Origin of the sequence: Heterorhizobium halophytocola, assembly GCF_017873095.1 — a bacterium.
GTDB lineage: Bacteria > Pseudomonadota > Alphaproteobacteria > Rhizobiales > Rhizobiaceae > Allorhizobium > Allorhizobium halophytocola.
The window spans coordinates 141,069-166,084 of the sequence record NZ_JAGGJU010000012.1; the positions used below are offsets into that span (position 1 = coordinate 141,069).

18 protein-coding genes and 1 tRNA gene are annotated in these 25,016 nt (G+C 60.7%); 13 read left to right on the forward strand and 6 right to left on the reverse strand.

Translation table 11 applies throughout. The features are described from left to right. Positions 1–271: 271 nt before the first annotated feature. Positions 272–1,681, forward strand: a complete 1,410-nt coding sequence (locus tag J2Z17_RS20365) for an MATE family efflux transporter (RefSeq protein WP_377300192.1) — start codon at positions 272–274, stop codon at positions 1,679–1,681. Positions 1,682–1,717: 36 nt separating this feature from the next. Here J2Z17_RS20365 and J2Z17_RS20370 read toward each other — a convergent pair whose 3' ends face one another. Then, a complete protein-coding gene (locus J2Z17_RS20370; protein WP_209947676.1) occupies positions 1,718–2,437 on the reverse strand; it encodes a hypothetical protein in 720 nt (239 codons plus the stop codon). An 80-nt stretch (positions 2,438–2,517) separates the two neighbouring features. Continuing rightward, positions 2,518–3,726 carry a glutamine-hydrolyzing carbamoyl-phosphate synthase small subunit gene (carA, locus tag J2Z17_RS20375; protein WP_209947678.1) on the reverse strand — a complete coding sequence of 403 codons (1,209 nt, stop codon included), beginning with the start codon at positions 3,724–3,726 and terminating at the stop codon, positions 2,518–2,520. Between the two features lie 329 nt (positions 3,727–4,055). On the opposite strand from carA, the gene J2Z17_RS20380 reads away from it, so the two are divergent. The 9 genes from J2Z17_RS20380 to J2Z17_RS20420 all read left to right on the forward strand — a co-directional run bounded on the left by J2Z17_RS20380 (position 4,056) and on the right by J2Z17_RS20420 (position 16,706). After that, positions 4,056–4,508, forward strand: coding sequence for a GatB/YqeY domain-containing protein (locus J2Z17_RS20380; RefSeq protein ID WP_209947680.1), 453 nt, complete (start codon positions 4,056–4,058; stop codon positions 4,506–4,508). A gap of 167 nt (positions 4,509–4,675) precedes the next feature. Then, entirely contained in the window at positions 4,676–6,694 is a 2,019-nt protein-coding gene (gene dnaG / locus J2Z17_RS20385; protein ID WP_209947682.1) for a DNA primase, read from the forward strand. A gap of 481 nt (positions 6,695–7,175) precedes the next feature. Then, entirely contained in the window at positions 7,176–9,221 is a 2,046-nt protein-coding gene (gene rpoD / locus J2Z17_RS20390) for an RNA polymerase sigma factor RpoD (RefSeq protein ID WP_209947684.1), read from the forward strand. A 213-nt stretch (positions 9,222–9,434) separates the two neighbouring features. Next, complete coding sequence (locus J2Z17_RS20395) at positions 9,435–12,143, forward strand: P-loop NTPase fold protein (protein ID WP_209947686.1); 2,709 nt, start codon at positions 9,435–9,437, stop codon at positions 12,141–12,143. A gap of 156 nt (positions 12,144–12,299) precedes the next feature. Then, positions 12,300–13,481, forward strand: a complete 1,182-nt coding sequence (locus J2Z17_RS20400; RefSeq protein WP_209947688.1) for a DUF930 domain-containing protein — start codon at positions 12,300–12,302, stop codon at positions 13,479–13,481. Between the two features lie 159 nt (positions 13,482–13,640). Then, positions 13,641–14,183: a heme NO-binding domain-containing protein gene (locus J2Z17_RS20405; protein WP_209947690.1), complete on the forward strand. Its 543-nt coding sequence runs from the start codon at positions 13,641–13,643 to the stop codon at positions 14,181–14,183. Next, positions 14,180–15,724, forward strand: coding sequence for a putative bifunctional diguanylate cyclase/phosphodiesterase (locus J2Z17_RS20410; protein WP_209947692.1), 1,545 nt, complete (start codon positions 14,180–14,182; stop codon positions 15,722–15,724). The genes J2Z17_RS20405 and J2Z17_RS20410 overlap by 4 nt, the downstream gene beginning before the upstream one ends. 75 nt (positions 15,725–15,799) lie before the next feature. After that, on the forward strand, positions 15,800–16,222 hold the full coding sequence (locus tag J2Z17_RS20415; RefSeq protein WP_209947695.1) for a secondary thiamine-phosphate synthase enzyme YjbQ: 423 nt from the start codon (positions 15,800–15,802) through the stop codon (positions 16,220–16,222). 139 nt (positions 16,223–16,361) lie between these two features. Continuing rightward, a complete protein-coding gene (locus J2Z17_RS20420) occupies positions 16,362–16,706 on the forward strand; it encodes a hypothetical protein (protein ID WP_209947697.1) in 345 nt (114 codons plus the stop codon). A gap of 203 nt (positions 16,707–16,909) precedes the next feature. Here the strand turns inward: J2Z17_RS20420 and J2Z17_RS20425 are convergent, their stop codons facing one another. Continuing rightward, the gene (locus tag J2Z17_RS20425; RefSeq protein WP_209947699.1) at positions 16,910–17,653 is read right to left on the reverse strand and encodes an SIMPL domain-containing protein; all 744 of its coding nucleotides are present in this window, start codon (positions 17,651–17,653) and stop codon (positions 16,910–16,912) included. 150 nt (positions 17,654–17,803) lie between these two features. Here J2Z17_RS20425 and J2Z17_RS20430 point away from each other — a divergent pair. The 3 genes from J2Z17_RS20430 (at position 17,804) to J2Z17_RS20440 (ending at position 20,693) form a co-directional block, all read left to right on the forward strand. Beyond that, positions 17,804–17,879: transfer RNA gene (locus J2Z17_RS20430), tRNA-Ile, on the forward strand. A gap of 330 nt (positions 17,880–18,209) precedes the next feature. Further along, positions 18,210–19,088 (forward strand): FRG domain-containing protein, encoded by an 879-nt coding sequence (locus tag J2Z17_RS20435; RefSeq protein WP_209947701.1) that lies wholly within the window; start codon positions 18,210–18,212, stop codon positions 19,086–19,088. Positions 19,089–19,394: 306 nt separating this feature from the next. Next, positions 19,395–20,693, forward strand: coding sequence for an O-antigen ligase family protein (locus J2Z17_RS20440; protein WP_209947704.1), 1,299 nt, complete (start codon positions 19,395–19,397; stop codon positions 20,691–20,693). Positions 20,694–20,754: 61 nt separating this feature from the next. Here the strand turns inward: J2Z17_RS20440 and J2Z17_RS20445 are convergent, their stop codons facing one another. The 3 genes from J2Z17_RS20445 to J2Z17_RS20455 all read right to left on the reverse strand — a co-directional run bounded on the left by J2Z17_RS20445 (position 20,755) and on the right by J2Z17_RS20455 (position 25,001). Beyond that, a complete protein-coding gene (locus J2Z17_RS20445; RefSeq protein ID WP_209947706.1) occupies positions 20,755–20,967 on the reverse strand; it encodes a hypothetical protein in 213 nt (70 codons plus the stop codon). Positions 20,968–21,074: 107 nt separating this feature from the next. After that, positions 21,075–21,896 (reverse strand): DNA adenine methylase, encoded by an 822-nt coding sequence (locus J2Z17_RS20450; RefSeq protein WP_209947708.1) that lies wholly within the window; start codon positions 21,894–21,896, stop codon positions 21,075–21,077. A gap of 159 nt (positions 21,897–22,055) precedes the next feature. Next, a complete protein-coding gene (locus J2Z17_RS20455) occupies positions 22,056–25,001 on the reverse strand; it encodes an SGNH/GDSL hydrolase family protein (RefSeq protein ID WP_209947710.1) in 2,946 nt (981 codons plus the stop codon). Between the last annotated feature and the right edge of the window lie 15 nt (positions 25,002–25,016).

Below are 25,016 nucleotides of genomic sequence, written 5' to 3' on the forward strand. Positions count from 1 at the left end.
TTCCAAAGCGTGAATTAGCAAATCGAATACCCCTGCAACGGCCAGGACGCTCAGGAGTTTCCACGCGGCGGGCGGCAACGGCAGGCTTTTCGAATCCATGAGGTGTTTTAACGGCAGGACAACCCTTGGTTCAGTTGAGCCTTCGCCCATATTTTTCCGGTGATCTGTGGGACGGGTTGAAAAGCGGACGGCATTCTTCTATGCGAAATCAGGTAATTCCTCCGGAAAACCTTCTATCGGCAAGGTTTTTCTATTTTTTCAGAATGGTAGCATGACCATCTACGATACCGATTTGGATCTGCGGACTGCCACACCGATGGCGCAAAGCTGGGGCGCGCATCTGCGCGCCACGCTTGTGCTTGGTATTCCCATGGTGGGCGCGCAGATTGCCCAGCTCGGCATCAACACGACGGATGTCATCATCATCGGCCAGCTCGGCGCGGTGCCGCTGGCGGCCATCGTGCTGGCGGCCCAGTTCTTCTTCAACATCTTCATCTTCGGTGCCGGTCTTGCCGTGGCGGTGGTGCCGATGGTGGCCCAGGCCTATGGGCGCGGCGATACCGTCTCGACGCGCCGGTCGGTGCGGATGGGGATGTGGGCGGCAATCTGCTATGCCGTTTTTGCGACGCCGCTGTTTCTCAATGCCGAGTCGATCTGGCTTGCCATGGGGCAGAAAGCCGAAGTCGCAGCGCTCGCCGCGCAATATGTTCACGTCTCGCAGTTCGGGCTTCTGCCCGCCCTTCTGTTTGCCGTGCTGCGCGCCTTTGTCGGCGGCATCGGGCGGGCAGGGGTGATCCTCTATGTGACCGTAGCCACCCTGGTGCTGAACGCGGTGCTCGCCTACGGCCTGGTGCTCGGCCACTACGGCCTGCCGGCGCTCGGCATGTTCGGTGCCTCGATGGTTGCCGTCATGGTGCAGTGGTGCAGCTTCTTCTTCCTGGTCGGCTATATCCAGAGCCGGCCGGGCACGCGGGCCTACGAGCTTTTCGTCCGCTTCTGGCGGCCCGACTGGCCGGCCTTTGGCGAGGTCGTGCGCCTCGGCCTGCCTGTCGGCATCACCATGCTGGCCGAGGTCAGCCTGTTTGCCGCGGGCTCGCTGCTGATGGGCCGGATCAGTACGCTGCAGCTGGCCGCCCATGGCATTGCGATCCAGCTCGCCTCCCTCGTCTTCATGATTCCGCTCGGCCTGTCGCAGGCGGCCACCGTCAGGGTGGGCATCGCCCACGGACAGGGCGACCATGGAAATCTCGTGCGGGCCGCGATCACCGTGGTGGTGATCTCCAGCGTGTGTTCGGTGCTCGGCACCATCCTGTTTCTCCTCTATCCCTATCAGCTCGGCAGCCTGTTCATCGACAATGGCGCGCCGAATGCGCCGGAGGTGCTCAGGCTTGCCGTCCCGCTCATCCTGGTTGCGGGCATCTTTCAGTGGGTCGATGGAGTGCAGGCGGTGGTTGCCGGTCTCCTGCGGGGCCTCAAGGATGCGCGCATGCCGATGGTGATCGCGTTGATCTCCTACTGGCCGATCGGCTTCATGCTTGCCTGGGTACTGGCCTTTCCGCTGGGCTTTGGAGGTGTCGGGGTCTGGCTTGGCTTCCTGCTCGGACTGTTCAGTGCTGCCGTGATGCTGTCGATCCGTTTCGTGCTGAAGGTCGCGCACGAGCGGCGTCTGCTTCCTGCCTGATCTGGGTGCGCGCGCAACTCCGCCAGCCCCGCCTGCCTATTGCGGCGTGTAGATCGGCGTTCGATATTCGTAGCTGGAAATATAGCTGTCGGCCGGCGCCCAGCCTTCGCCGATGATGCGGCCCATCAGGGTCGCCGCTTCCTGCTGGCTGGTGTTGGGGCCGGCGACGATCGGGTAATAGGCATTTCCGGGCTTGCGGCAGCCTACATAGACCGTGATCGATCCGGCCAGTTGCGCAAAGTGGTCGGCCTTGCTCTTGGCGTCCTCGAATTTTGCGCTCGAGGCGATGACGACGCTGTAGCTCTTCGTCGCCGAAGCGGCGGAAAAATAGTCCTGGGCCGCCTTGCCGATCTGGCTGACGAAGCTGCCCTCCAGGCAGACACCGTCATTGGCCGGGTTCTGGGCGAAGGCCGGCGTGACAAGTCCGATATCGAGCGTGGGGGCGAGGCGGGCCTCGGCCGGGCGCGCAGACGGAGCTGGAATCTCTTGGCGGGTCTGCGATGTCGCGGCAGACAGAAGAGCCGGAAAGGATGCGCAAAAGACCAGGATGCGGGCCGGTTCGCTCTCCTTGCAGAACAGCCCGGAAAGGCCGCCGAGGAAGATCGTAATCAACGACAGGATCGAATAGAAGACCCATTCGGCGGCGTTGGCCGAGATCAGGGATTTGACGTAATCCCCGTCCGGCCCGATGATCTTGACGCAGATCAGTGCAAGCCCGGCCAGCAGGCCCCACAGGAATTTCTGATACAATGCCATGGCAACCTCCATCGCGTGATGGAGGTCACTATACATAATTCCATCTACCTGGAGTAGATTTCAGGTCGCCTAATTCGCGCTCAGGCGCGTTCCGGCAGAGCCTCTTCGCCCTTCTTTTCGCGCAGCAGGTTGACGAAGCGACGGAACAGATAGTGGCTGTCCTGCGGACCGGGAGAGGCTTCCGGATGGTGCTGCACCGAAAATACCGGCTTGCCGATCAGGCGCAGACCGCAATTCGTGCCGTCGAACAGCGAGACATGGGTCTGCTCGACGCCTTCCGGCAGCGAGTCGGCATCGACGGCGAAGCCATGGTTCATCGAAACGATTTCCACCTTGCCGGTGGTGAAGTCCTTGACCGGGTGATTGGCGCCATGATGGCCCTGGTGCATCTTGGCCGTCGTGCCGCCGAGCGCCAGGCCGAGCATCTGATGGCCTAGGCAGATGCCGAAGGTCGGCATGTTGGTGTCGATCAGCTGGCGGATCACCGGCACGGCATAGGCTCCGGTGGCTGCCGGGTCGCCCGGGCCGTTGGACAGGAACACGCCATCGGGATTGAGCGCGATGATGTCTTCGGCGCTGGTCGTCGCCGGCACGATGGTGACGCGGCAGTCGAGGCCGGCAAACAGCCGCAGGATGTTGCGCTTCACCCCGAAATCCACGCAGACGACATGGTATTTGGCATCATCAAGGCCAAGCGTCGTATAGCCGTCCTGCCAGCTCCAGTCGCGCTCGACCCACTGCGAGGACTGGCCGGAGGTCGCGACCCTTGCAAGGTCGAGATTTTCAAGGCCCGACCAGGCGCGGGCCTCGGCCTTCAGCGCCTCAATATCGAAAACGCCGTTCGGATCGTGGGCGATCACCGCATTGGGCATGCCGTTTTCGCGGATCCAGGCCGTCAGGGCGCGCGTATCTATGCCGGAAAGGCCGATCACGCCGCGGGCTTTCAGCCATTCGTTGAGATGCTTTGCCGAGCGGTAGTTCGACGGCTCGGTGATGTCGGCCTTGAAGATCACCCCGACCGCGCCGTGGCGGGCTGCCGGCGTCAGATCCTCGATGTCCTGGTCATTGGCACCGACATTGCCGATATGGGGAAAGGTGAAGGTGACGATCTGGCCGAGATAGGAGGGGTCGGTCAGGATCTCTTCGTACCCGGTCAGCGCGGTGTTGAAGCAGACTTCCGCCTGCACCTTGCCGGTCGCGCCAATGCCTTTGCCTTCGATCACCGTGCCGTCGGCAAGAACGAGGAGGGCGGTCGGTTTGCGGGTGGTCCAGGGTGCTGTCGCGGCCATCGTTATATTCCGTGTTCGGGCCATCCGCGCCCGGGCCTTGAAGGCGGGGGCGAGCAGGGCCATTTATGATCGCAGAGAAAGGCAGCCACGATTTCAATCGCGCTGCCTTGGTCCTAGCTACAATGCGTGCAGGTGCGGGAAAATAGAGTGACCTTGACGAAAGGTCAATCGGACGCTGTGGAAAGCTGAACTTTTTCCGGAACTCGAAAGACGACGATCGTCAATTGATTTGCACTGCACAACACTCGCCGCTATGACTCCACCAAATTTTACAGGAAAAGTCGTATTTATGTCACGATGTGACACGGCTGTTTCCGGGAGACATTACCATGTTGCGCGATAAGCTCGCCAGTTCACTGATCGAGGCCATCAAGGCCAAGAATACCCGTCGCACTTCCACCGTCCGGCTGATCCAGACCGCGATCAAGGACCGCGATATCGCCAATCGCGGCAACGGCAAGGATCCGGTCAGCGACGAGGAGATCATGCAGATCCTCACCAAGATGACCAAGCAGCGCGAGGAATCGGCCAAGATCTATGCCGACAACGCGCGTCCCGAGCTTGCGGCCCAGGAACGCGAGGAAATCGAGATCATCCGCGGCTTCATGCCCGAGCAGCTTCCCGCCGAAAAGGTGCGCGAACTCTGCCAGTCGGTGATTTCCGAAACCGGCGCGCAGGGCCTGCGCGACATGGGGCGCTGCATGAATGCGCTGAAGGAAAAATACCCGGGCCAGATGGACTTCGCCAAGGCCTCCGGCGTGGTCAAGGATATGCTGAAGTAACCGGTATCTGCCGGGACTGACAACCGATAAGCGATCGCCCGACATGTCGTCGCGGCGATCGTTTCCGTTCGGGCGGCCGGGCCTGTGAATAGCGGGCATGATTCGCGAAATCCATGGCGCCGGCCGGAAAGCCGTCCTATATCAGACGGGGTAATCCAGGGACCTCCATGCGCTTTTCGAACGCCTTTCTCGATGAGATCCGCGACCGCGTGCCGATTTCGGCCGTGGTGGGCTCGCGCGTGACCTGGGACCGGCGCAAGACCAATGTCGCGCGCGGCGACCATTGGGCGTGCTGCCCCTTCCACGGCGAAAAGTCGCCAAGCTTCCACTGCGAGGACCGCAAGGGCCGCTATCACTGTTTCGGTTGCGGCGTTTCAGGCGATCACTTCCGGTTCTTCACCGATCTCGAAGGACTGAGCTTTCCGGAAGCCGTCGAGCGGGTGGCCGACATGGCGGGTGTCGCGATGCCCAAGGCCGATCCCCAGGCCGAGCGCCGCGAACGCGAACGGGTAACGCTGCAGGACGTCATGGAGATGGCGACCCAGTTCTTCCAGGACCAGCTGCAGTCGGCAGCCGGCGCCAAGGCCCGGGCCTATCTGCGCGAACGCGGGCTCTCCGGCCGCACGATCGACACGTTTCGGCTGGGCTATGCGCCGGAAAGCCGCAACGCGCTGAAGGAATATCTGTCGGCGAATGATGTGCCCAAGGAGCAGATCGAAGCCTGCGGACTGGTGCGGCACGGGCCCGACATTCCGGTCTCATACGACTATTTCCGCGACCGGATCATGTTTCCGATCCTGTCGTCGCGCGAAAAGGTGATCGCCTTCGGTGGTCGCGCCATGGCGGCAGACGCGATGGCGAAATACATGAATTCGCCGGAGACCGAGCTCTTCCACAAGGGCAGCGTGCTTTACAACTTTGCCCGCGCCCGGCGCGCCGCCGGGCAAGTCGGCCGGGGCGATGCGACACTGATCGCCGTCGAAGGCTATATGGACGTGATCGCGCTGCATCAGGCCGGCATCGAAAATGCCGTGGCACCGCTCGGCACGGCGCTTACCGAAAACCAGCTCGATATTTTATGGCGGGTGTCGCCGCTGCCGATCCTGTGTTTCGACGGCGACGGGGCAGGGGTGCGCGCCGCTTATCGCGCCGCCGACCTGGCGCTGCCCCATATCAAGCCCGGCCGCTCCGTCCGGTTTGCGCTGCTGCCCGAGGGCAAGGACCCGGACGATCTGGTGCGCGAGGACGGTCGCGATCCCTTCGACCGGGTGGTGGCCGATGCCAAGCCGCTGGCCGAAATGATCTGGGCCAAGGAAACGGCGCAGGGCGGTTTCGACACGCCGGAGCGTCGCGCCGAACTCGACGCGCGGCTGAAGCAGATCGTCGCGACGATTACCGACGAAGGCGTGCGCTACCATTATTCGCTGGACATGCGCGACCGCCTGCAGGCCCATTTCCGTGCCAAGAACGGCTATGGCGGCGACGGGCGCGGGCGCTTCGGTGGCGGTGCCGGCGCAAAGCGCGGACAGGGACAAGGGCAGGGGCGGGGCCCGACCGGCGGGACGGCGGGACCGAGGGCCGGCGGCATCGGCGGGGCGATCTCCGACCGGCTGGCAGCCTCCGGACTGGTCAAGGGCTATCACATCAGCCCGGCCCTGCGCGAAAGCGTGCTGGCGCTCACCATCGTCAATCATCCCGACCTCCTGCAGGAGGAATATGACGAGATCGCCAGCATCGATTTCGAGCATCGCGATCTGCAAAGGCTCTGGTCCGCTGTGCTGAACGTCGCGGTGACCCGCGGCGCGAAACTGAAACGCGACGACCTGATCGAGGAACTCACTCTCAGTGGCTTCGAGGAGCTTCTGGCATTGCTCGACCAGCAGATCCGCAACGCACGCCACTGGCCGGCCACCGAGCAGGCGGCGCTCGAGGATGCCCGCGAGGCCTATCGCCAGGCGCTCGCCTTTTGCAAACGCTCGCGTGGACTGCGCCGGCAGAAACAGGAGCTGGAGCGGGAAGTGCAGGCGGCGACCGAAAGTGACGACGCCGAGCGGATGAGCCTGGTTCTCGGCGCGCTGCAGGAGGTCCAGTTCGAAATCATCCGGATGGAGAATCAGGAGGCCATCGTCGACGGCTTTGGGGTGATGTCCGGCCGCAAGAAGGGCCCGGCGCGCGGACATGGGTGACGGGCTCGTGAAATCCCGGTATCGCGCCTGGAACGACGATCGGATCCGGAATCGCGGCGATTCTCTGCCGAGCACCAGCCGAGAGGGCGCCAACGCCGCCTTCGGGGCCTTGTTCTTTGGCCCCGAGATACTAAATAGCTGTCAGGCAATGCGTATTGTCGGGCTGCAGGTTTACCCTCAGACCCGGTATTTCCAAAAAAAACCGGAGATTTCCGTGGGAAACGCTTGACGTTGGCGAAAATTGTGGGAATCACCGTTATAATCGGGAATAGGATTAGACGGCTCTCGCATCTCCAACCTCGTATGATCGGTTTTGTGAACACGCAAGATCACCACGGGCCGTCAGGAACCAATGTGGTTAGGCAGGAATTAACACCGTTTCGTTAGGTCATCGTCGGCTCACATGGCGAGGCATTTGTTGCCAGCGACATGGAGCCTATAACGACGCATGACAGGACGCGTCAGGGAAAGTGACGGATACATGGCAACCAAAGTCAAAGAAAACGAAGAAGCCGAGAACGAACGCGAGGGCACGAGCGACGGTCCGCTTCTCGACCTTTCGGATGACGCGGTCAAGAAACTGATCAAGGCTGCGAAGAAGCGCGGCTACGTGACCATGGACGAACTGAACTCGGTGCTGCCCTCGGAAGAGGTGACCTCCGAGCAGATCGAAGACACCATGGCAATGTTTTCTGACATGGGCATTAACGTCATCGAGGACGAGGAAGCCGAAGAGGCGACCGAGGACAACGATAGCGACAGCGACGACAATGAAAGCGAAGGCGGCGAACTCGCCCCCAGCGCGGGCACGGCCGTGGCCGCGACGAAGAAGAAGGAACCGACCGACCGGACCGACGATCCGGTGCGCATGTATCTGCGCGAAATGGGGTCGGTAGAACTTCTCTCCCGCGAAGGCGAAATCGCGATCGCCAAGCGCATCGAGGCCGGCCGCGAGACGATGATCGCGGGCCTTTGCGAGAGCCCGCTGACCTTCCAGGCCCTGATCATCTGGCGTGACGAGCTGAACGAAGGCACGACGCTGCTGCGCGAGATCATCGATCTGGAAACCACCTATTCCGGTCCGGAAGCCAAGGCCGCCCCGCAGTTCCAGAGCCCCGAGAAGATCGAGGCCGACCGCAAGCTGGCCGAGGAGAAGGAAAAGACCCGGCGCGCCCGCTCCAGCGACGACGACATCACCAATGTCGGCGGCGAAGGCGGCCAGCCGGAAGAAGAGGAAGAGGACGAGGACGAGAGCAATCTGTCGCTCGCCGCCATGGAAGCGGAACTGCGCCCGCAGGTCATGGAAACCCTCGACCTGATCGCCGACACCTACAAGAAGCTGCGCAAGCTGCAGGACCAGCAGGTGGAGGCACGTCTGGCCTGCGCCGGTACGCTGTCGTCCGGCCAGGAGCGCCGCTACAAGGAACTGAAGGACCAGCTGATCACGGCAGTGAAGTCGCTGTCGCTGAACCAGAATCGTATCGATGCTCTGGTCGAGCAGCTCTACGACATCTCCAAGCGCCTGATGCAGAACGAGGGCCGCCTGCTGCGCCTCGCCGAAAGCTATGGCGTCAAGCGCGACGAATTCCTCACCCAGTACCAGGGCGCCGAGCTCGATCCGAACTGGATGAAGTCGATCGGCAATCTGTCGGGCCGTGGCTGGAAGGATTTCGCCAAGGAAGAAAACCAGACGATCCGCGACATCCGCTCCGAGATCCAGAGCCTTGCGACCGAAACCGGGATTTCGATCACCGAATTCCGCCGCATCGTCTCCATGGTGCAGAAGGGCGAACGCGAGGCGCGGATCGCCAAGAAGGAGATGGTCGAGGCCAACCTGCGTCTTGTCATCTCGATCGCCAAGAAATACACGAACCGCGGCCTGCAATTCCTTGATCTCATTCAGGAAGGCAATATCGGCCTAATGAAGGCCGTGGACAAGTTCGAGTATCGCCGCGGCTACAAGTTCTCGACCTATGCCACCTGGTGGATCCGGCAGGCGATCACCCGTTCGATCGCCGACCAGGCCCGCACGATCCGTATTCCCGTGCACATGATCGAGACGATCAACAAGATCGTCCGCACCTCGCGCCAGATGCTGCACGAGATCGGTCGCGAGCCGACGCCGGAAGAACTGGCCGAAAAGCTCGCCATGCCGCTCGAAAAGGTCCGCAAGGTGCTGAAGATCGCCAAGGAGCCGATCTCGCTCGAAACGCCTGTGGGCGACGAGGAAGATTCGCATCTCGGCGACTTCATCGAGGACAAGAACGCGCTGTTGCCGATCGACGCGGCCATCCAGGCGAACCTGCGTGAGACGACGACCCGCGTTCTGGCCTCGCTGACGCCGCGCGAGGAACGCGTGCTGCGCATGCGCTTCGGCATCGGCATGAACACCGACCACACGCTCGAAGAAGTCGGCCAGCAGTTTTCGGTCACCCGCGAACGTATCCGCCAGATCGAGGCCAAGGCGCTCAGGAAGCTCAAGCACCCGAGCCGGAGCCGCAAGCTCAGGTCCTTCCTCGACAGCTAAGCGCTGGATGCGGATAGTAGAATTTGAAAAACCCGGCGGAGCGATCCGCCGGGTTTTTTGGTGCGCGATCTGATGGCGCTCTTTTGGAAACATGCGATACCGGAATGTGTCACACGAGTGCAATGTATCATTGATTTGGGAGTTTTCTTCTAATGTATTTTCGTTCTTATTCTGTTAATTTCGTCTTAATTTGAATTTTCGAATGGCAGAGTGATGGAAACCAATAGATTTCAAGATGGTCAATTGCTTGCAAGCTATCTTGTAGCCCAGCCAATTGAAGTTACTCAATTGATCATACTGCGATGTTCATTGCGCCTTATGTGTAGTCTCGAATTTGCAATTAAAAGTTCCAAATGGTCGATAGCGCAGAAATCTAGCTTAATACTGCAAGTTTTTCGTGCTAATTTTATATCATGGGTTGCTGCCGCGTATCCAGATTTTAATCTTAAGCTCGCGGCCGCTAGAGCGGCAGTTGCTGCGCAATCTGCTGACGGTGCCTTTTCTGCTCGTGCTTCTGCCGCCTACGCTGCGGAGGCGTTTGCAGACCGAGAGACAGCACTGGAGCGCGCTGTATCGCTCGTTGCAACCTTTCAGGAGCCTAGTTATTCGCTGTGGGCGGCTGTTGAAAACGATTTGGCGTTATACCGAAATGATGAAGGGGCGGTTTTGATCCGACAACCACTTTGGGTAGGCGACTCGGCACCCGTTTCGCTAGCAAAGCAATCAAGAGATTTCCAAAAAAGTCTTTCGCAGATTGGAAGTGATTGGATGGTAATTGGCGATTGGTACAGAGCTATCGAAGCGGGAGAGCTGCCTTTTGCACACCTCATTTCCGGTGAAAGTCTGACCATAAAGCATATTGCATCTACAGTATCATTTTGGGAGCGCGAACCACGGGTCGTTATGAGGGATATTAGCGAGAGGCTGGGAAATAGCTTTCGTGATATTTTGCCTAATGATAGTAATGATGGCGGTGCTGGGACTGAACCTAAAACAAATATCGATACAAAAAATAGATCGAGAAAATTCGACCTAACTTCAACTCTATCGAATTTTCGCGGTGATGGTCCGGCGCGTGACGAAGACCATCTCAATCGGGCGCATATTGCCTTCGCTCTCGCGGGGCGATTGAACCTGATCTGGGACGAACTCAATCTCCCGTCAGCCGTTGGGAAAAAGTCAGCTGATGTTTTTGACAGCATATTGTGGACCGGTCTCCGGCCGAGACGATGGCATGACGATCTGCTTCCCGGTTTCGTCGTGCATGTCGATGCGCCGTGGGGCGGTGGCAAGACCAGCTTTGCCCGATATCTGGAGCAGATCCTGAATCCGTATCGCAATGCGGGTCCTTTGCCGGAGTGGTTGAGGCCGCTGTTGACAGAGAACAACTGGCCGGAACGCCACAGGCGCCCTTGGCATATCGTGAACTTCAATGCCTGGCGCCATCAGCATGTGAGCCCGCCCTGGTGGGTATTTTTTGATGCGATACGTGTCCAATGCTCGACCGCCGCGCGGGCGGAAACCAATCAGAGAGACGATCAGTTGCCGCCGCCTGCGCCACTGAATGGCTATTTCGACTGGTGCGCGCGCCACAGCGAGGCCGTTGCGCGCTGGCTCAGGCAATGGGTTTGGGGCACGGTGACACCGGAGATCAAGCTTGGTGGGATCGCCACTATTGCGGTACTTGCGATGACCTTGCTGTTTTATCATTGGGGTTTGCTCGCCATAGGAGATGGGGGCTTGCAACTGAACGGCGGGCCTGTTTTTCTAACGGCCATAGTGACTCTAGGCGGAGTGGCAGCGCTCAAGTCACTGATACAGGCTTTCGCTACCAGCCTTTTTCTTGGATCACCTGCCGCGGCGAAGTCCTATGCCCTTGGTGCAGGTGATCCACTGGATCGCTTTCGTACGCATTTTGCTTGGATGATTGCAAGCTTCCGCCGGCCGGTGCTGGTTGTCATCGATGATCTCGACCGCTGCGAGCCCGCCTATGTCGCGGGTTTGCTGAGCGGCATGCAGACGATCCTGACCAGCCAGCGCGTCATCTATCTGCTGCTGGGCGACCGCGACTGGATAGAGCGATCCTTCAGCGAAACCTACAAGTCGATGCGGGCATCGGAAAAAGAGGATGAACACACCTTTGGCGGCCGCTTTGTCGAAAAGAGCATCCAGATGTCCTTCGTGCTGCCCGAAGTTCAGGATCCCGAGAAGACAGCCTATGTGCGACAGGTTCTCGATCTGGAAGATCCGGCCAAGACGGTCTCCGGTCCGCCAGTCCTGGCCAAAGATAACGAAGCCGGTATGACGCAGGCCGCGCTGGATCGAATTTCGGCGATCCCAGAATTCGAAGCGCGAGAACAGGCTGGCGCTGATCTCCTAGCGAAGATGGAAGACAGCGATGCCGCGCAGGAGACCATTGCCGCGCAGACGAAAGCGCTTCGGGAGACGCTTTCGCTACGGGCTGCCTTTGATGAGACGGTAGCCCGAGCGACAAGCCATATGCTGGAACCGCTGGTACCATTGCTGCCCGCCAATCCGCGTCAGATCAAGCGGATCATCAACACGATCACTTTCATTGAGGAAATAGCTCGCCTTTCGCGAGGAACCGCGCCGGGTTCCACCGAGTGGCAGATCGTTGCCCGCTGGGGGATACTTGCACTCGATTGGCCGCGCGCATGGTACACGCTCAGCACGCATCCGGTAATTGCAGACCATCTGATCGGCCGCGCTACGGGAGAATTGGATTATCAACGCGAAAAGGACCTGCTCAAAGCGCTGCAAAAACGCGAGGATGTGTTGAGGCTTCTGTGTTTTGAAGACGAAACAGAGGGCTGGCCGAAGGCAGACATCGGCTCTGAACAGATTGAGTGGCTTCGTCAGTTGATGCCACCGACGAGTGGACAGGAGGTGGAATGTACGTAGCAGGCTTGAGGTTTCCAGCCCTCAACTGCGGACCCGGCACGGTATTTGATTCACGTCTGTCAGGGCTTGATCCGGCCATGTTTCCGCGCCACATGCAGGGGCGTCGGGGAAACTGTCGGTTTGATGAAATATCGATCTCCAAAGCTTTGGGGGAAGTTGAGCGCAGGCGTCGTGGTCTCGCTGATTGCGCACGCCCTCTTGCTGACGACATTTCTGGTGGTTACCGACGCCGACATGGCCGAGCCGGAACAGGAGCAGGCCGTGTCGGTCGAGCTCGTGCCGCCGCCCGACGAGAAGCCTGCGGACGAGAAGAAGCCGGAGCAGGCACAGGCAGAACAGCTGAAGGCCGCGTCGCAGGCGCCGGAGCAGGCCCCCTCCGAGGAGAGCGCCGGCAATGCCGCGCCACCTCCGCCGCCGGAGACTCCCCCCGCGGAAAAGCCACCGGAACCACCGCCGCCGGCGCCGGAGCCGGCAGAGCCGCCACCCGAACAGCCCGAGAGCCCGCAACAGCAGAGCGCCGACAACTCGCAAGAGCAGCCGCAGCCCGATGAGGCTGCCGGCGACGAGCAGCCTTCTCCGGACCGTGTGCCCCTGCCGGTGCTGCGTCCGGCCGTGCAGTTTGCCGACAAGGATGCGGGCCCGGAAAAATCGCTCGATGGCGGCAGCGACACCAAGGACGGCCAGCCCGACGATCCGGCCATGGATGAGACGTCGCCGGAAAATGCGACCGCGCCTTCGGAAGACCAGGGCGACAAGGCTGACGATGCCGGCGGCCCCAGCCTGCCGGCCGACATCAACCTGCCCGGGGTAAAGCTCGACGGAACGGCGCCGGCCGCTGCCGAAGCGGATGGGGCGGCCACCGCTGGCGAGCCGCCACCCTCGACGGAGACGGTGGAAGCGAAAAAGCCAGGTGACACGCCGAGCGAGACGGCGGATGCGTCGAACGCGGCGAAATCGGCAGGCGCCAAGCTGAAATCCGTGCGCAAGCTGTTTTCCACCAGTGCCGATGGCGCAGACGAAGCGACCACCGACATGGCCGACATGCCGCGCGGCGCCCGCGTCAACCGCCTTTGCCTCACCGAACTGCGCGAACAGCTGCGCCATGGCGCGCCCCGGTTCGAACCGGAATTGCTGCCATCCTATCCGGCTGACAAGCTCGACGAGGGGACGGAGTTCATCATCCGCGGCGCCGCATTCCGCGCCGGTGGGCGCTGGTATGATCTCGATTTCCGCTGCGAGGTGGATGAGGGGGGAACGCGCGTCCAGTCCTTCGGCTACGAGGTCGGCGATCCCGTGCCCCGTAACGATTGGCACAAGCGCGGCTTTCCGGCATTTTGACCTTTCGAACGGCTGGTCGACCGGCTGCCCGCTGTCGACGATGTTTCCTCCGGTTGCAGAAAAATCGGCGCGGAAAGTATCTAATAAACTATTTTCTAATATCATGATGCCGTCGCGACCAGGCAATCCAATCGGAGTCGTGCGCGCAGCGGAGGCGTAATGAAGGGGATCGTGTTTACGGAATTTCTCGAATTCGTCGCCGAGACCTTCAACGAGGACCTGGTCGACGACATGATCGAGGATTGCGATTTCGCCCACAAGGGGGCCTATACGGCGGTCGGCAGCTATGCCCATGAGGAACTGGTGAAGCTCGGACGGTCGCTGTCGCGTCGTCGTGACATGTCCGTCGCCGAGATCATGTGCGGCTTCGGGCGCCATCTCGGCCACCGGTTTGCAGCGCTCTATCCCGTCTTCTTCGATCAGCAGGACGACTTCTTCGCCTTCCTCGACGGCGTAGAACACAATATTCATGGCGAGGTGAAGAAGCTCTATCCGGATGCCGAACTGCCGAGCTTCCGGACGGTCACGATGGACGGCAGACGCATGGTGCTGGAATATCGCTCCAGCCGCCATCTCCAGTCGCTGGCCGAGGGCCTGATTTTGGGCACGGGCGACATGTTCGGCGAGACGATCACGGTGGCTTGGCAGGCCGGCGCCATGGCCGGAGAGCCGGTGGTCTTCAGCGTGGAGCGGTGCGCATGAGCAAGCAGGTCCTGCAAAACGAGGTCCGGGAGGATCTGACGACGGATCCTCGTGAAGACCGCTGGCGACGGCGCGTCGACCGGGAGCGGTCCGCGCGCAAACAGGCCGAGCAACTGCTCGAGGACAAATCCCGCGCGCTCTATGCAGCGAACGAGGCGCTGGCAGCGCTCGCCAACCGGCTGGAAGCGCGGGTCGACGAGCGCACCGCCGAACTCGTCAGCGAGCGCGAGCGGGCGCTCAAGCTCGCCAACACCGACCAGTTGACCGGACTGGTCAACCGCCGCCATTTCCTGGAGCGCCTCGAGGCCGCCTGCGGCGACCCGGATGCCGGTGCCGTGCAGCTGTTTCTCGTCGATGTCGACAGTTTCAGAACGATCAACGGCACCTTCGGCGAGGAAGCCGGCGACCAGGTGCTGAAAACACTCGGCCGACGGCTCTGCGAGACGGTCGGCGAACGGGCGATTGCCGCGCGCATCGGCCCGGATGAATTCGCGCTCATTTGCCCGGGCGCCGAGGACGACCTGACCGTGATGATGGAAGGCGAAAATCTCAGCCATCGCCTGCGCCAGCCGGTGACGCTTTGCGACCGCCAGGTCCAGGTCTCCTGCACGATGGGGGTCGCGAGCTTCCCGCGCCAGGCGCAGTCGGCCGACCAGTTGCTGCGATTTGCCGATCTGGCGCTGCAGGCCGCGCAGAAGAACGGCGCCGGCGAGATCGTCGAATTTACCCCGGCCCTGAACGAGGCGGCGGATGCCAGGCGGTCGCTGCAGGCGGAACTGGGCGGCGCGCTCAGTGCCGGCGAAATCGTTGCCTGGTATCAGCCGATCATGGATGCGGCGAGCGGCTGCATGGTCGGGGTGGAGGCGCTGGCGCGCTGGCAGCATCCGACCCGCGGCCTTCTGGCGCCCGGCCAGTTCATTGAGCTTGCGGAAGAGGCAAGACTGATGGACGTGCTGTTCGACCGGGTGCTCTGCTGCGCCGCCGCCGATGTCGGCCCCTTGGTGGCCGAGGGGCGGCTCAGCTATATCTCGGTCAATGTCTCGCCCAGCCAGTTCCGCTGGAGCGGCCTTGGCAAGCGGGTTCTGGCGATCGCGCAGGAGAGCGGGCTCAGCACCGAGGCGCTGGTGCTGGAAATCACCGAGGAACTGATCCTGCGCGATCTGAGAGTATCTCTTCGCGAACTGCTGCGCCTGTCGAAGCAGGGCGTGCGGGTGGCGCTCGACGATTTCGGTACCGGGTATTCGAACATCGCGGCGCTGAAACGGCTGCCGGTTGACTGGTTGAAGATCGATCGCAGCCTGATTGCCAATATCGGGCAGCGCGGCGCCGACCAGGAAATCGTCCGGGCGGTGCTCAACATGGCCCGCGCGCTCAGCGTCGAGGTGATCGCCGAGGGCGTCGAGACCCGGCGCCAGGCAGATTGGCTGGCGCAGGCCGGCTGCGGCCGCCAACAGGGCTTTTTCTACAGCCGGCCGATGCCGATTACGGACTTGCGGGCCTCGCCGCTTCTGAAAACCTGCGGATGGGCCGCCCAAACCTGATGCCTGCGGGTGACGCGTCCGCCATCGCGTGACAGCATGGCGGACGGACGGCACGCGCAGGCAAGAGGAGCAGGCATGGCACAGACCGGCATCACCATCGACACACGCGGGCAGGGGCTCTACGAATTCACCGATGCGGCCGCGGACTTCGTCGCCAGGGCAGGCGGCGGCGAAGGGCTGCTGACGGTTTTCGTGCGGCACACATCCTGTTCGCTGATCATTCAGGAAAACGCCGATCCGGACGTGCAGCGGGATCTGAAAGCCTTCTTCGCAAGGCTGGTTCCGCCGGCGACGGATCCGTCCATGCGCTATCTCGTCCACCGCGCCGAAGGGCCGGACGACATGCCGGCCCATATCAAATCGGCGCTGACCCAGGTGTCGGTCGGTATCCCGGTCCAGGCGGGCCGCCTGATGCTCGGCACCTGGCAGGGCCTCTATCTGTTCGAACACCGCGATCGGCCGCATCGCCGTCAGATCGTTCTGCATCTTTCCGGCTGAGCCGTAGCATGGCATGATCGCGCCCGCGCCGAATTTCGCTGAATGTCGGCTGAACGACCGGTTCGAACAGCGTTCAGCCACAGCCGTCTAATCTCCTCTCATCGCCTTGAGGCACCCCGATCATTTGAGGAGAACGGACATGTTTGCAAAGCTTGCCAAAACCATCGCCATCGCAGCCGCCATCGTCGCCACCCTCGGCGCCGCGGCCCCGTCGGCCTATGCCGCGGACGGCCATCACCGGCATCGCGGCCATGGCGGCCATCAGGCCCAGGGTGGGCATGGCCATCGGCCGGGATGGGCCCCGATGCGGATGGGTTGCGCACCGTTCCGCGCCGTCGAGAAGGCCCGCTGGAGCGGCATGCGTCACGCCCGGCTGGAGCATGTCTCGCCACGGCGCGTCGTGGTCTCCGGCTATCGCCACCATCGCGGCTATGACCGCATGACCTTTGCCAATCGCCGCGGTTGCCCGGTCGTGCATTACTAGGAACGTCGCCTTCGGCGCCGCATTGCCGGGGCGGCGCGAAGAGCCGGGGCGAAACAGCACACACTGCTTGCGCGCGACATTGTTCGCAAACGAGAAACGCCGCCCGTCAGCCCGACGTGGCGGCGTTTCTCGTGGTCTGTCTGCGCGACAGCCCGGCCGGCTCCGGCACGACCGGTCACCATCGCGCCTTTTTCTTTCTTCGGCTATTCCTGCGAGATCGCGTAGGTGATGTTGACGGTCACGTTATAGCTGTTCTCGCCGCTTTCCACGGGGACGGCCATGTCGCTCATTTCCTTGCGCATGGCGGTGCGGTAGAGCGGTTGCGGCATCGGTCGGGCCGAATTCTCGCTGATTTCGATTATCCGGCCGAGGGAAACGCCCGCGGCCGCGGTCAGCGTCCGGGCCTTGGCCATGGCATCGGCCACCGCCTTCTTGCGCGCATCTTCGATGGCCGGATCGGGATCGTCGTTGAGGAAGGAAATGCTGCCGCCTTCGTTGACCCCGAGTTTGACCGAGCTGTCGATCAGGCCGCCCAGAGCCGAGAGATCGCGCACCTTGACGGTCAACTGGTTCGACACCTGATAGCCGATGATCGTTGGCGCCGCCCCGTTGCCGTTGCGCTGGTCGTCCTGCTTGTAGAGCGGTGAGATCGAAAGCCCGCTGGTCTGCAGGTCTTTCGCTGCGATCCCTGCCGTTTTCAGGGCGTCGATGACCTTCTTCATCGCGCCGCTATTGTCGGCAAGGGCTGCCGCGGCCGTATCTGCCTGGCGCATCACCGACAGCGTGACGATCGCCATGTCGGGTGCGAGGCTCGCCTGTCCCTCGCCGGAGACAACCACCGTTGCCTCGCGCCGGGCGGCGGCTGCAGGCTCCTGGGCAAGGCTCGGGGCAGCGAAGGCCAGCCCGGAAAGGCCGGTCAGAAGGGCAAAGGCAAGCAGTCGTGACATGCAGGTCTCCAAGATTTCAAGGTTGGTTTCCAGTCATGGCGATTGATTGTGAAGCGAATACGGCGGCGGCTTGTGGGTTGTGGCAAATTCCGCTAGAGGGTCTGCCAAGGGTGCCATTGCCCTTGCGCCGCTCGATATCTCGTGCCGGACGGGCCCGTAGCTCAATGGTTAGAGCCGGCGGCTCATAACCGCTTGGTTGGGGGTTCGAGTCCCTCCGGGCCCACCATCAAATCAAATATTTAATGTCATTCGCTGTAGCGCCGCAGCCAAAACTGAATTTTTCGCAGCCGAAACTAGAAAAATCACTTTTGGAATTTTGCGCTGGTTTGTCATCATGGGGCCGATGGCTGACAGTCCGATGTTGTATCGCCGTATGGTGAAGCGGACATCCGGGCTTCTGGCGCGAGCGCACGAGTTCGGTCTCAAGTCGTCATCTTGGTCAGCACGCACAGCCCTTAAACGTTCTCTTTTCTATCCGCTCCCGAAGATCCCTATAGGCTTGTCGCGACGGCGCACCTCAACCTATATTCGCATCGTGGCAGGGAGTTTTTAAACAATGGCTAATCCAGTTCCTGGAACGGTGATTAAGACGCTCACAGCGTTTATCGGGAAGGTGACCCGCTATGCCGCTAAAGGTCACACCCTCAAATGTTACCGGGGGCAGCGCGACACGTCATGGGAGAACCTGCCTGGACTCTTTCGCCATGACCTCAGTCGCCTCGAGGCGAACGAAAGGCGTGCTATACGTGATCTGATGGCAGTTCATCCGCTTGAGTTTGCGGCTGACCAGACGATGTTCGATCGGCTAGTGAGGATGCAGCATTTCGGCCTTCCGACAAGACTGATGGATGTCTCCCTCAACCCCCTCGTAGCGCTCTATTTTGCAACTGACCCCGGCCCCGATGGAAAAGCATCCGACGGAGTTGTAACCGCCTTCGAAGTGCCAGAAAGTAGGGAGAAATACTTCGATAGTGATGCCGTCAGTTGCATCTCTAACCTTGCCAATCTCGACAAGGATGAGAAGGACGAGATCGTTGAGATCAGGCGAGAGAGGAAGAAGGGTGCCAAATCGGAGGCAGAGATCATCCGATCCAACGCTGAGGACGTCTATAAAAAGCTTCATCAATTTATCAGGGCGGAGAAATCTTATTTTCTGCCGCTGATCCATCCGATCGACCTTTTTAAGCCTTTCTATGTTCACCCGAAGATGAGCAACCGCCGTATTCTAGCGCAAGCCGGTGGTTTCATAGTCTACGGTCTAAAGCCACCCCGCTCCATCAAGTTCGTCGAGGAATTCAAAGAGACCCGGTTCATTGTTCCCGAAGCCTCGAAGGCCGACCTTAGACGGGCGCTCGCACTGCTCGGCATCACGGACAGCACACTGTTTCCCGAGATTGATCGCGCGGCGAAGAGGATCGAAGCGAAGTATAAGTAACCGGGCTTCTGACAATTCAACGACGTTCGATCGTCTGCACTAGCCGGATGTCTTCAAACGGCGCAAAGCCGACATAGCCCCACGATGGAGGAACGTCCGCTTTTCGACACCCGACGCGTTGATGCCCACGCCCGCATTGAAGGCGCTGTCTCGTGGGGCTGTTTTGGAGCCGTCAGGGACTGTCCGATATCGATGCAAGAAGTACCTAATCGTCAGGTCAAAGGCTGAAAAGTTACTCTATTGCGCGCGGTCGGATTTTAGATATCCTCGAAATCTATATTTCAAACTAAATTTTGAGTGTGCCTAATGCGACGAATATTCAAGAGCGCGGGTACCGCGACGGCGTATGTTGACGAGGATCTGTCCCTTTTTGCCGCTCTGCTGTCTCTGCTGCTTCTCGCAGCCCTCAAGAATGACAGCTCGTTGGGCGAGGTGGGAGACCTCGTCACTCAAATGGTTTCGCATCCGTTCGTGGCGCTTCTGAAGTCGAAGAGTATATACATTTTCGCGCCAGTTTTCGCGCTTTCGATCGCGGCCATGGTTTTCTTCAAGTCGAGGTTGACGGTCAAGCCGGCCATGCCGTCGCTTCTATTCTGCGCCCTCCTTTTATACGCTACCATACGCGCTGCAATTGGCGGTTCGGACCTAGGCTCCAAGGTATTCCAAGGGCTCCTGATCATGACTTTGGTGGCTGTCTTCACTGGACTGCGGAGGGTCAATCGTGGCGACGCCACGGTGTCGCATACCATCGCGCTGGTCTTCTTCTGGTTCTCGATCATCATCGTCGCGCTAAATCTCTTCACCTACCTGTCAGGGTATGGCTATGTCGGAATCAACGCCCGCTTTTTTGGAACCACCGCGCATCCGAATTTCATAGGAGCTCAACTCGCCATAGCTGCCATAAGCCTCACTCATTTTTCGATCCGAGCCAGCTTTGGAAAGGCGATCGCCATCTGCCTATTGGCAGTTGCTTCGCTCTGGCTGATATACTGCACGGGATCGAGGACAGCGATCGTTATAGCTGTAACCGGCATCTATGTTGCGAGTTGGGCTAAGCTTTCTGCGCGTGCGAAGGTCGGACTGACGGCAGTGGTGCTCTTAGGCATCATCGTTGCCGTGTTGAGCGGAGGATTTCAGCTCGGCGACGACGAGATGTCCGTTTATGATCGCGGCAATACGCGCGACGCGGCTTGGAGCTATCTGGTTGATGCAATCGTTGAAAACCCGATGTGGGGAAGAGGGTATTTCGAGGGGTTTTCTGAGGACTCCTGGCTGCGAGGGTGGTCAACGTTCGGAGTCCTGTATTTCGTCTTGATGGTCTCCGCGATCCTATCCGGCGCTTGGAGGCTCACCGCCCGCCGTCAGTCACATCCGGTGCACAGGATGAACTTGAGCCTGCTCCTCGGGCTATTGTGCGGACTGTGTGCCGGCGCAGTATTTGAGGGATATCTTTGCGACACGTTCTCGGTTCCGGTGTTGAGTGTAGTTTTTGTCCTGGCCGCCGCGTCACCGGCTAAAGGTCGATCAAAGGCCACTCGGCAAGTATCTTCAAAAACCCATCTCGTGTCTGGCCCGACCGTCGTAGCAGACATTTCAGGTCCGTAGATCCCGGACCTTCTACATCGGTTCTAGGGCCCGGCACATCCAACCGGGCCCAGGTTTCTTCCTAAATCTTCATCCGATGGATCGACCGCGCCGCCGAAAGCATGGCGGCCACTTCCTCCAAATGTTGGTCTAGGCCGCAAAGCCCGCCGATGGCGCAGTTCTGGCCGTGCTCCTCGATGTCGTTTGAGGCTAGGTCGAGGATCGCGGTGATCTCCTCAGCGCTCGCCTGCATGGTCTTGATCAGCTGTTTTATCGTTTCGCGTTTGTTGGTCATGGCCGTCTCCCTTGTTGATGACCGACCATCGCTCCGGGTGCCCCGGAAGACGAGCAATGCCAATGCTTTCCAGCGCCGCCGGCGAATCAGTTTTGCTGCCAATCCCTTCATTGGGCCGCCGGTCGAACAGATTTTGCTGGCGTGATAATGACCTCCTTGACCGCCTGATTTTGGCCTTTTGCCGAGACCGAATAGGTGCAATCCACCTCTTCGATTTGAAACCCTTCGAATGTTTTGAAGACGTCTTGAAGGGCGTTCAAAGACAGTATGAAGCGTCCCTGAAGACCCTTCAAAAGGTCTGCCATCTCGGCAAAGTCCTGCCTGCCGAACACCTCTTTCCCGTAGTCGTCCTCGCTCCCCCAATAGGGTGGATCGAGATAGAAGAGGGTGCCGGGTCGGTCGTAGCGTTCGATGAATTTCCGCCAGTGCAGGTTCTCGATGACGACGCCCGCCATCCGCTCGTGGATCTCCTCAAGCTGCGGCGCCAGCTTCATCAGGTTGAAGCGGGCATCCCTCAGAGACACGCCGAAGGTTTGGCCCGCGACCTTTCCCCCGAAAGCCAGCCGCTGCAGGTACAGAAAGCGTGCCGCCCGCTCCAGGTCGGTCAGCGTCGCGGGGTCCGTCCGCGACAACCTCTCAAATTCCCGCCTGGAGGTGATCTGGAAACGCAGCGTGTCCATGAACTGCGGATAGTGCCTTTGCAGGATGCGGAAGAGGTTTGCGACCTCTCCATTGATGTCGTTGATGACCTCGAACTTCGGTGCCAGGTTGCGACGGAGGAAGACACCGCCCATCCCGACAAAGGGCTCCGCATATCCCTCATGCGGGATCTGATTGATCCTCTCGATGATCTTCTTTGCAAGAATTCGCTTGCCGCCGATATAGGGGGCAGCGGGATTGGTGGGCTCGACCACCCGAAAACTAGCCATGTCCAAGCACTCGCGACTCGGCCACACCTTTAGATGCCCTGCAGGGTATGGGTGCGGCGGTTATCTTTCCTTATCGTCGGACGGGTTTATGTCTCGAAACTTGGGCCCGTCGCTTGGGGCACTCCCGTGCCCTCGGCCACCCGGCTGGGCGGCTATTTCTTACCAGCCCTTGCTGTTGATTTTTGATGCCACTGCCGCCGCGATCGCGGCGTTGCCGCCATCGTCCGGATGCAGATTGTCGCTGACCCGGCTAATCATCGACCAATCGATCGGGATGAACCTGTCAGCATAGGCGGATGCCAGGGCGCCATTGATCGCCCCGACATAATCGATCTCCGCCTGGCTGGTATCGGCTGCATAGGGAACCGACAGGATCAGGTAGCGGCCACCATAAGGCAGGTCTGCCACCATGGTGGCGATGTTGGCGAGGATCGTCGTCTGGGCATTGCCGTCGTTACGGCCCGCACCGATAACGAACAGCCAGTTCTTGCGATCGACATCCGCCAGCAGCCGTGTCTTGATCTGGGCGGATGTCTCGCCCCCAATGCCACCATTGAACACTGTCCGCTGCAGCAGCCGCTGGAGAATGGCCGGATAGTCATAGCCGTCCGTTACCCCCGTCGCATTGCCGGCCGTGATGCTGTCACCATAGGCCGCAATGCGCGCATCCGGCCGGCGGGTGGCGCGCGCGGCCAGTTCCCCGTCAGACAGTCCGCGCGCGTGTCCTTCGATGTTCCGGATCACGACGGCACCGAGACCGCTGGCGCTACTGCGGCCGAGGCGTAGCGTCCCGATACCGGGCGGGAAGGCTGAGAGAGCCGAGGCGGCAACGGCCTTGCCATTGACCGAATAGGCGACATTGCCATCCCTCATCGACAGGGCCACGCTGCGATCCGTATCATCGGCCCAAGTGCCCAGGCTCACATTGACGATCTGAACACCTGCGGCCGTCACCTCGAGATGGCAGGTCTTGTCGGCCGCGCGATAGAGGCGAATACGGTTGGCCTCTGTGCCGTCATCCAGTTGGACGACCGTGCAGTCTTCTCCGAGCGGCGCACGCGATGACACAACCAGGCTCGCCGCGTTTCGTCGAAACCATCCCCCGACATCGATGACGGCCTGATCGTCACTGAGTACGGCAGCCGCAGCATTCGTTTTGACTGGCTGCTGGACATAGCTGCGCAGTCCACCGTTTGCATGATAGCGGTAGAGGTGGCTCACACCGTCGCCGGCATAGTTCGTGATCTGGCCCGTCGTCACTATCCGCTCATAGATCGTGTAGGAGGTGGCACCGGCGGCGACCGGAAAGGCCATGGCGCACAGAACCCATCCGTCGCGGAGATGCCGGGTATAGGCGGGCGTTGTCGTGTAGATACCCTGAACCTCGCCGGTGATCAGATCGAACTGTGCTTGTTTGCCGGATGCGGTCATCAACACCTTGGAGCGCGTGCCGGCTTTGTAGATCCGCCACTCCACCGCTGTCATATCGGCCGACAATGCCGGGAAAGCTGGTGCAGCACGAAAGATCTGGTGATTGCCGGTCACCGTGTTCTCAATCCACTTGGCCGCCTCCTGCCCACCAGCGGGGTCGATGACCTCAACTGTCCCTTGCTCGACCGAGCAGTTGCCTTTCGACCATTGCCCGGCGCTGACATCGTCGGAGAAGCTCCAGATATTGCCGCGGTTGTTTTCGAGCAGGAGGCCAATCAGCTCGCCCGACAGCGGATCATAAGTGCTTCGGCCGATGCCAATGACGCCAGACTTCAGTCGGCGGTTGCGTCCCATCAGCAGGCCCGCGTCCGGACGAACGATCGACAGTGAGGCGCCGTTTGCAAAGTCGAGGGCAAGGGCTGGCGGAGGGCTCAGCAGCGCCGCCTTGTCGGTGTCGGATATGGTGATCCCGGCACGTGTGAGAATACCGATGATGGCCTCGATCGGCACGAGCGCCTGGCCACTTGCGATGCTGATCTCTGCAGCCACACCAGCGCTGGCGGTTGCGATCGCGGCCGCCTGTGGGGTCGAGACCGGCTTGTCCGCATCGGCGGTATTGCTGACATTGCCGAGGCCGACGTCGGCCGAATTGGGCAACACGACCGGTTTGCCGGAGGATCTCTGGTAGGAGACGCAGCGCCAGTTGCCGGCCGCGTTGACGCACACGAACTCGGCGATGTCCCCGGTCGACGTGATGATGTCAGCACCACCCGGCAGCACCAGCGAGGTTACGTTGTGGGTCAGCGTCAGGCCAAGACTTGCAAAGTAGAGCGTCCGGCGCGTCCCCAGTGGTGCCGGTCCCAGCGACACGATCACCGCCGTTCCCGTGACGTTGAAGAACTCGGCGGCGGCAAGATCCATGGTCGCAGCGGAGGCGATGTTGCTGCCATAGGTCCAGACGGTCGCAAGCTCGGTGATCTCCGAGCGGGCCGGCGCGGCGAGCGCCTTGCCGCTGTTGCGCAGGAAGGAGATGCAACGCCAGTTGCCAGATCCGATCGATCGGAAAATGCCGATGTCGCCGGCGGCCACTACAATGTTCGCGCCTCCCGGCAGGATCATCGATGTCGCGTTGTAGGTCAGTGTCAGTGTCTGGTTGAACCGCACGACCTTTTCAGCGCCATCAGGCGAAACGCCGAAGGAGCTGATGGTCGTGCCCCCTACTACCGACAGAGCGTCGGTGGCGATTGTAGCGAGGTCGGTAGTTGCGGCGGCCGTAATGTTTGTCATGTGCCCCCAGAGCGGTACGCTCTTGTCCTCAATCGTCGCCACGCGATCACTGAAGGCCGTGTAGGTGGATGGCCCGACCCACCGCCATCCAGCCGGCGAGCCGTTCCACCTATAAAGGCCTTGATTGCTCACCGTTCCGCCAGCAACGGGATCCGTATGGGTGCCTGACTGGCTTGGCACCTCTGCCGGCTGGCCGGTGCGCGTGCCGATGATAGAATTCAGGGATGCCCAGGTTTCCGCTCGCAGACTGATATTCTGCGACTGCACGGCTTCACTACCGGCCACCTGTATCGAGAGATCCTTGATGGACGTCTGCGCCGTCGATCCGCCCTTGTTGCCGAGAACATAATCGACCGAACTGACCACCGCGGCACCCGTCGTCTTCATCCCTGGTATGTTTGC